Origin of the sequence: Agarivorans sp. 1_MG-2023 (assembly GCF_030548385.1) — a bacterium.
Taxonomy (GTDB): domain Bacteria; phylum Pseudomonadota; class Gammaproteobacteria; order Enterobacterales; family Celerinatantimonadaceae; genus Agarivorans.
On sequence record NZ_JAUOSJ010000024.1, the window covers coordinates 21,330 to 28,748 of the forward strand.

Genomic DNA, 7,419 nt, shown 5'->3' on the forward strand with positions numbered 1-7,419 from the left:
AAGCCGCTATTAGCGGCTTTTTGTTTGTCTTTATTTATAGCAAATTAGTGCGCCACTGTGGGTTCGCCCACCGACGGTATTTTACGCTTACCTTTGGCAATCAAAGAAAACACTACCGGCACAAAGAAGAACGACAGCATAGTCGTAAGCACAGTGCCTCCGGCAATGGCCACCGCAAACGGAGGCCAAAAACCGCCGCCTTCTAATATCAGGGGTAAAAAGCCACCCACGGTAGTAATGGTGGTGGAGCTAATATGACGAGTACAGCTTAGCACTCCAAAACAAATTGCTTCTGCTTCGCCTGCACAGGCTTTGGGATCGGATTTCAGCTCGGCCACAATCACAATGGCGGCGTTAATCGCTAAACCCACCAAACCTAACAAACCAATAATCACGGTAAAACCAAAGGGGAAACTGCCTAAATAAACACTTAGCAAACCCAAACCCGCTGCTTGAATGGCAGTAATCATAATTAGAAAGCTCAAGCGGAAGGAGTTAAACGACACCACCACCACGGTGACCAGCAGTACCGCAATAATCCCCACACTGGCGAGTAAGTTGCCAACGGCTTCGTTACGCTCGGCTCCTTCGCCACCAAACTCAATTGAGTAACCAGCAGGCAAAGGAACGTTTTCTTCTTCTAAGCGCTGACTAAATACCTCTAGTACTTGGTCAGGTAAAATGTCGGTACGCAAATAGCCTTCTACCACGTTTACTCGACGACCATTACGCCGCGGTATTTCGCCGCGACTTGGCCTAATCTCTAGTTCTGCCAAAGAGGCCAAAGGAATATTGCCGGCAATTTCACTGGTGAGGGTAATGTCACCCAAGTTCTCTAATTGCTGACGCTGTTCATCGGCTAAACGAATACGCACCGGCAAAGACTCGCTGGCTTCTAATACGCTACCGTTAATTCGGCCTTGTAGGTTCGCCTGCAATTGCCCTGCAATTTGAGTGAGCGCGACACCGCTTAAACGAGAGGCCTCTTCATTTACCTTTAGCCACACCTTAGGCGTGCCCGCTAACAAGGTGGCTCGGGTATGAGTAACATGAGGGATTTCTGAAAGAATGCGTCGGTATTCGTCACCTAGCTCTTTAAGCTGATCCAAGTTTGGCCCATAAACGCGTAGCTCAATAGGCGCATTAAACGGAGGGCCCTGCTCAAGTTTTCTTACCAGAATTTGCGCCTGAGGATAGAGCAAATCAAACTCGGCCTGCAGGTTTGGAATCAAGCGGTTGGCGGCGCGAAAATCATCGGTAGTAATCATCGCTTGGGCGTAGTTTTTTGCCCCTTGCTGGCGCAGCATTAAGTTGTAATAAAATGAAGGCGCATTGTTGCCAACAAACCAACTCACCGACTTAATGCCTTGTTTCGCGTAAAGGTGCTCGGTGAGCTCCTCGGTTAAACGCTCGGTAGCGTAAATGCTCGACTGCGGCGCCATGTAAACTTCAATTTGGAACATGTCTCTGTCAGACGGCGGGAAGAACTGCTCGGTTAAACTGCCAGCACTGTAAAATCCAAATAACGGCAAGGCCGTAACCAACAAAATAGCAATTTTAGGGTAGCGTAAACTAGCGTGCAAAACAGCCTGAAAACCACGACTGAGGGCAGGAAACTGGATGCCTTTCTCATACCAATGATCCGCGGTTTGCTGCGAAGGTAAAAAGTGACCAGAAAAGGTGGCCACTAGGGTATGCGAGATAAAGTAAGAACCAATCAGTGAGAAAATCACACTTAAGGCAATACCGCTAACAAACTCGCCAGCCGGCCCTGGCATTAATACAATTGGTAAGAAGGCCAAAATAGTGGTTAAAGTTGAGCCTAACAGTGGCAGCCAAAGGTGGCTTAGCGACTCTTTCACCGACTGCAAACCGCTCTTACCTTGCTGACGTTTTTGAGCAATGGTATCGGCCATAACAATGGCGTTATCAACCATAATCCCCAACGCCACCACTAAGCCAGTTACCGACATTTGGTGGATCGGCAAACCATAAAACTTCATACACGCTAGCGTGAACATTACTGTTAAAGGTAAAGACAAGCCCACAATTAAGGCTGAGCGCCAACCTAAGGTAAGCAGCAGTACCACCACAATAATGGCAAAACCAATCAGTACATTTACCACCAGCTCGCCAAGGCGTTTAGCGGTATACCCGTCTTGCTCAAAGATAATGTCGGCGCTTACATTGGTGGGTAAAATGGTTCTAAAGTCATCAAGGGTTTGATTAACTCGAGCACTCCACTGATCCACTCGGTATTCGGCCAACATCCGCACACCCACCACAATCGCGTAGTCACGCTCAACCACGGCAATTTGCTCTGGCGGGGATTTTAACTGGCGGGTCACGGTGGCCAAATCACCTAAACGGTAAACATAACCATTTTCGGCACTGCTAACCGGGATGTTTTTAATCCGTTCTAAAGAGTTGAGTTCGCCCTCAAGCTCCAACTGCATGCGGGTATTTTCGTTAGTGAGTTCACCAGCAGATACTTTGGCATCGGCCCCTGCAATAATTTGCGATACTTGATCAGTGGTAAGCCCCATGGCCCCCGCTTGATAGGGCTCAATCTCAACCAGAATTTCTTCTTCACCCTGCCCCTGCAAATCTACAAAGTCAGTCCCCGACACATTACGTAAGCGGTTTTGTAGCTCTTTGGCATAACGGCCTAAAATGGCTAAGTCGGTGTCGCCCGGCCCCGTCCAGCGCAGTGCAATTAAGCTGGTAAAGGCATAACCACGGTCATCATCAACGACCGGTTCAGACGAGCCATCAGGCAACAGCGGCGGCAATTCGCCCACCAAATCTCGTACCCTTGCCCAAACCGGTACTACATCAATTACGGCGTCTTTTAATTCAACTTGAAGTACCGAAAAGCCCGGGCGAGAAGACGACTGCACTCGCTTAATCTCGGGAAGTTTACGAATTTTGTTTTCGATAAGCTCGGTCACCAAGGCTTCTACGCGCTCAGCGGAAGCGCCAGGGTACTGAGTAACAATACTGGCAAAACGACTAGTAATTTTAGGGTCTTCGCTGCGCGGCAGGGTGCTTACCGCGCCCATTCCCGCCACAATAATTAGCGTGATTAACAGGGCAATTAAGCGCCCATTGTTAAAAAGAGCGCCTATCATTGGCTTGCCTCTTCCAAGGCACCGCTCGGATTAACGGTTTGCCCCGGCACGTAACGGTGCATGCCGGTCGCTACAATGGCTTCACCCGCTTGCAAGGCACCACGCACAAAGGCTTGGTCTTCGGTAGCATAACGAACGCTTACATCACGCCGCTCTAATTTAAAATTCCCGTCACTTTGTGCCACAATGGCGTATACATTCCACAAACCTCGAATGCCGTCGGTAATGGCGGTCACCGGAATCCAGTAACCAGGCTCTTCTACCGTTTCTACCACATTTAAGTAAGCCAGTTGGCCACTCACTAAATTATCGTTATCAGGCAAGGCAAAGCGTAACTGAACAGTGCGAGTAACCGGATCAACTTGGCCACCAGCAGCCACCAAGTCTACGGCGTAGTGGCGTTTAGCCACAGTAACCGACTTAGGTTTCACCATATCAACTTGCTCTAGCAAACGAACCGGCACCCCTACTTTTACCTCGTTAGCGCCTTTTTGCAGTACCGTTAGTACCGGTTGAGATGCCCCCACTACTGCCCCCTCAGACACAGTACGCCGATCAATAATGCCGCTGTACGGCGCAACCAAAGTAGATTTTTCAATACGGGTGCGGTTAGCTTTAATAGAGGCATCAATACGGGCTTTATTGGCCCACAAGGATTTTTGCTGCGCGACCAGTTCATCAACATTTTGCGCCGAGGCATAGCCGTCATCATTCAGCGACTTTACCCGTTTTAAATTCGCTTTAACCAATGAGGCATCGGCGGCGAGCTGTTGCAGCTGTGCTTGAAGGTCAATGTACTCAATCTCGAGTAGCTCGGTATCAAGTTGCATTAGAATAGCGCCTTGCTCAACCCTTTCACCTTCATCTACATAAATATTAGAGATTTTACCCGCAAGTTCAAAGCCAATATCAGCACGTTGCTTAGCAATTACTTGCCCTACAAACTGCCGCTCTACGGCATAATTGTCGCTAAGAACCGGCACAAAAGCTTTCACTTGTGCAATATTAATAGGCTCGTTGGCAAGGCTTGTAGAATCGTCGGCATGGGCCAAATTAGAAGAAGCATTCACTAACACCGCTCCTACAAAAAGAGAGGCAAACAAAAAGGTGAATGAAAATAACGACCTATGCATATTAACGTCCGTGTGACTTAGTGGTAAAAGCTCTACTCAGTGTAGGAAGTGTGCTCATTAGTGTCTAGTGTTTGCGCATTCTATTCACAAAAAGATTCATATAAAAAACCGACCAATGTAGCAAAATACAAAACACTTGCGCTTATAATCAGCCTACTACAAAATAAATTGTTAATTATTTTATAACAACGGATGTTTTTATGAGTACCTTGGCTGATCACCCAGACTATTCTTTATATTCAAATGCGAATACTTTTTTACGCCAAGCCTTAGATCATCGCCCTGCGCTTAGCTCGGCTGATGTGGTGATTACCGGCCTCCCTTTTGATTTAGCCACCACTGGCCGTTCTGGTGCCCGCTTAGGGCCAGACGCAGTGCGCCGCGCATCAGTAAATTTAGCCTGGGAGGAAAAACGTTGGCCTTGGGATTTTAAGTTGTTAGAGCGTATCGGTTTAGTGGACGCAGGCGATTTAGTATTTGATTGTGGCGAGCAAGCCCAGTTTACCCAGCGAGTAGAAGACTATGCCACCAGCTTACTTAAAGCGGGCAAAACCATGCTGAGCCTAGGCGGTGACCATTTTGTTACCCTGCCGCTATTGCGCGCACATGCCAAACACCATGGTAAAATGGCGTTGCTGCACTTCGACGCACACACCGACAGCTACAGCGCAGGTAGCCGTTACGACCATGGCACCATGTTTTATCATGCGCCTAAAGAGGGATTAATCGATCCCGCTTGTTCCCTACAACTAGGCATTAGAACCGATTACGAGAAAGCCAATCATCCCTTTGAAGTGATTAATGCCGACCATGCCAATAACTTAAGCATTGAGCAAATTGTTCAGCAAATTCGCCAACGCATCGGCGACAAGCCCTTATACCTTAGTTTTGACATTGACTGCTTAGACCCCGCTTATGCACCAGGCACAGGCACACCAGTAGGTGGTGGATTAAGCACTAACCGAATCCTACAAATTCTACGTGGTTTGCAAGGCGTAAACATTATCGGAATGGACGTAGTAGAGGTGGCCCCCGCTTACGATAACAGCGAAGTAACGGCACTCGCGGCCGCAACCATTGCCGTTGAGCTGCTGCACTTATGGGCTGTTAAACATCGATAATTCGCTAGTGAAAGCAATGAGTTAAGGTATGGGAAGGGGACTTTTGCTTTCGCGTAGTTAAAGAATTAACGCCGGTTTAAGCGGCTAAAAATAGTTGGCTATAATTTGTGAGGTACGAACAAAGCCAACTGTTTTTTGTCCGACTTGAAAACATTTGTTAGCTATTTCTGCTTATGAATAACTGTAAAGCAAGTTCCTCTATCTCCTTAGCCATGGCAATATTATTTCGCCAGTGCTCGGGAATACCTGAAAAACCGTAATATGCTCCCGCTATTTGACCACAAATAGCGGCGGTTGTGTCTGCATCATTACCAATATTTGCGGCAAGGAGAATACATTCTTTAAAAGAAGAGCCATTCATAAAGCACCAAAGAGCAGAGGCTAATGATTCAACAACATAGCCACTTCCTGTCATTTGAATGTATTCGTAATTTAAAAAATCACATTGTGAAATCGCACTGACTTTTTCACAACAAGGAATATATTTATTGTTTTTAAAGATATCCGACTTACTTTCTGCGTAAAACGCATTAAATATTAAACTAGAAAATAATTTTGAAGAATCGATACACTCAGCAGAACCATGCGTAGTACGAGAGCTCTCTCCTGCATATTGTATACATTGTTCATAATTGTCATGATAGTAAATTGGTATTGGAGCCAATCGCATAATTGAACCATTACCTGAAGCGTATTCATCCGTAGAACCACTGAATGGATTTTTAGTCTCAATATACTTACGTAAAGCCATTGATACGGTTATACCAATATCAAAGCAAACACCATTACTACTCATATACCCATTTTTATACCATTCGCAGTAACGATTCATTTGGTCAATTGGGTCAAAACAATTTTGCTGCAATAAACTATTAGCAAGGCATAAAGCCATTGATGTATCATCAGTCCATTCACCAGGATTTAAGTCAAAAGGACCTCCACCTATCATATCGGTTATAGGCTCAAATGCGTCTCTTTTTTCAAATTCAAGCGTAGTACCGACTGCATCACCGCAGGCTAAACCGACTAAAGCGCCTTTTATTTTATCTTCCAATTTAAAGCCTCAAACAAATGAATTGATACAGATAATACTGATAGCTAACGCCGCTACTAAGCGGACAAAAATTGTTGGCTAAACTGTGTAGCGAAACGAAACGTAGGCAACTGTTTTTGTTCCGCTTGAATGCTCTTGTTAACTGGTTACTTTATTTCAAGAACAAGCTCTAAATTTAGAAGGTGTAACATTTGAGAGCCATTAACCAAGATCCGATGCTTACCTTTAGCAGCTTTACAACAGCAAGTTAATTTAGCTCCTTCTTGTTGCAGAGACTTTATAAATCTACGCTCACCATTTAGCATTCCCCACAACCAAACTAAATGTTCATTAATAGAGCTACTTTTATCAAGTTGAGATCGTATAACAACATTCCCTTTTTCAATCGAAGTAAATGGCAATTTAGAGCATATTGCATCTTTACGATTTGAAACACCCTCGATTATGATTTCTACAGAACTCATAAGTTAAAATATCCAGTTAACGCTTTTGTCATTTGCGTTTTGGTTGTAGTGGATTTTTGGGGTAATGTGGCGCAGCCACCCCAAAAAGGAGCGAAGACCAAAACGTCAAATGGACAAACTTGTTAGTTGGCAATGGACTGGCACCACTTTTGATGTGCATTTAAATCTTCGCCGAAACCTGCCGCCATTTAGAAGATCCCTCCAATCCGTGCTTGCTAGCTCTAGAGCTGTTTCTAACCAACCTTCAGCTTCACAGCCCAACTTTAAAACCGCAAACCTTATCCGCTCCATTTGTTCAGGCGTCCAGCCTTCGCAATCAAGAGCCTCCGTACCACAATAACTCTCTAACATTTCACATACTTCGATGGCCTCTCGAGACTTGAAAAGTATGTTTACCACGGTCTTTGTATTGGGACTGAGTGCACTCATGGTTTTGCCATATAGACATAATGATCCCTGGTGAAAGTGCCGACCTCCTGCGTTTATCGTGGGTTAGTCAAACTAGAGCCACACTGT

General features: G+C 45.7%; 5 protein-coding genes. 1 reads left to right on the forward strand and 4 read right to left on the reverse strand.

Going from position 1 to position 7,419, the window contains the following annotated elements; all coding sequences use genetic code 11:
* Positions 1-44: 44 nt before the first annotated feature.
* Together Q4592_RS21365 and Q4592_RS21370 are read right to left on the reverse strand one after the other, a co-directional pair.
* The gene (locus Q4592_RS21365) at positions 45-3,131 is read right to left on the reverse strand and encodes an efflux RND transporter permease subunit (protein WP_303516830.1); all 3,087 of its coding nucleotides are present in this window, start codon (positions 3,129-3,131) and stop codon (positions 45-47) included.
* On the reverse strand, positions 3,128-4,264 hold the full coding sequence (locus Q4592_RS21370) for an efflux RND transporter periplasmic adaptor subunit (RefSeq protein ID WP_303516832.1): 1,137 nt from the start codon (positions 4,262-4,264) through the stop codon (positions 3,128-3,130). Before Q4592_RS21370 ends, Q4592_RS21365 begins: the two co-directional genes overlap by 4 nt.
* 200 nt (positions 4,265-4,464) lie before the next feature.
* Here Q4592_RS21370 and speB point away from each other — a divergent pair, with 200 nt between their 5' ends.
* Complete coding sequence (speB, locus tag Q4592_RS21375) at positions 4,465-5,385, forward strand: agmatinase (RefSeq protein WP_303516833.1); 921 nt, start codon at positions 4,465-4,467, stop codon at positions 5,383-5,385.
* Positions 5,386-5,542: 157 nt separating this feature from the next.
* On the opposite strand, the gene Q4592_RS21380 is transcribed toward speB, so the two are convergent.
* Both Q4592_RS21380 and Q4592_RS21385 read right to left on the reverse strand, forming a co-directional pair.
* A complete protein-coding gene (locus Q4592_RS21380; RefSeq protein WP_303516835.1) occupies positions 5,543-6,439 on the reverse strand; it encodes an ADP-ribosylglycohydrolase family protein in 897 nt (298 codons plus the stop codon).
* 146 nt (positions 6,440-6,585) lie between these two features.
* Complete coding sequence (locus Q4592_RS21385; protein WP_303516836.1) at positions 6,586-6,903, reverse strand: hypothetical protein; 318 nt, start codon at positions 6,901-6,903, stop codon at positions 6,586-6,588.
* Positions 6,904-7,419 lie beyond the last annotated feature (516 nt).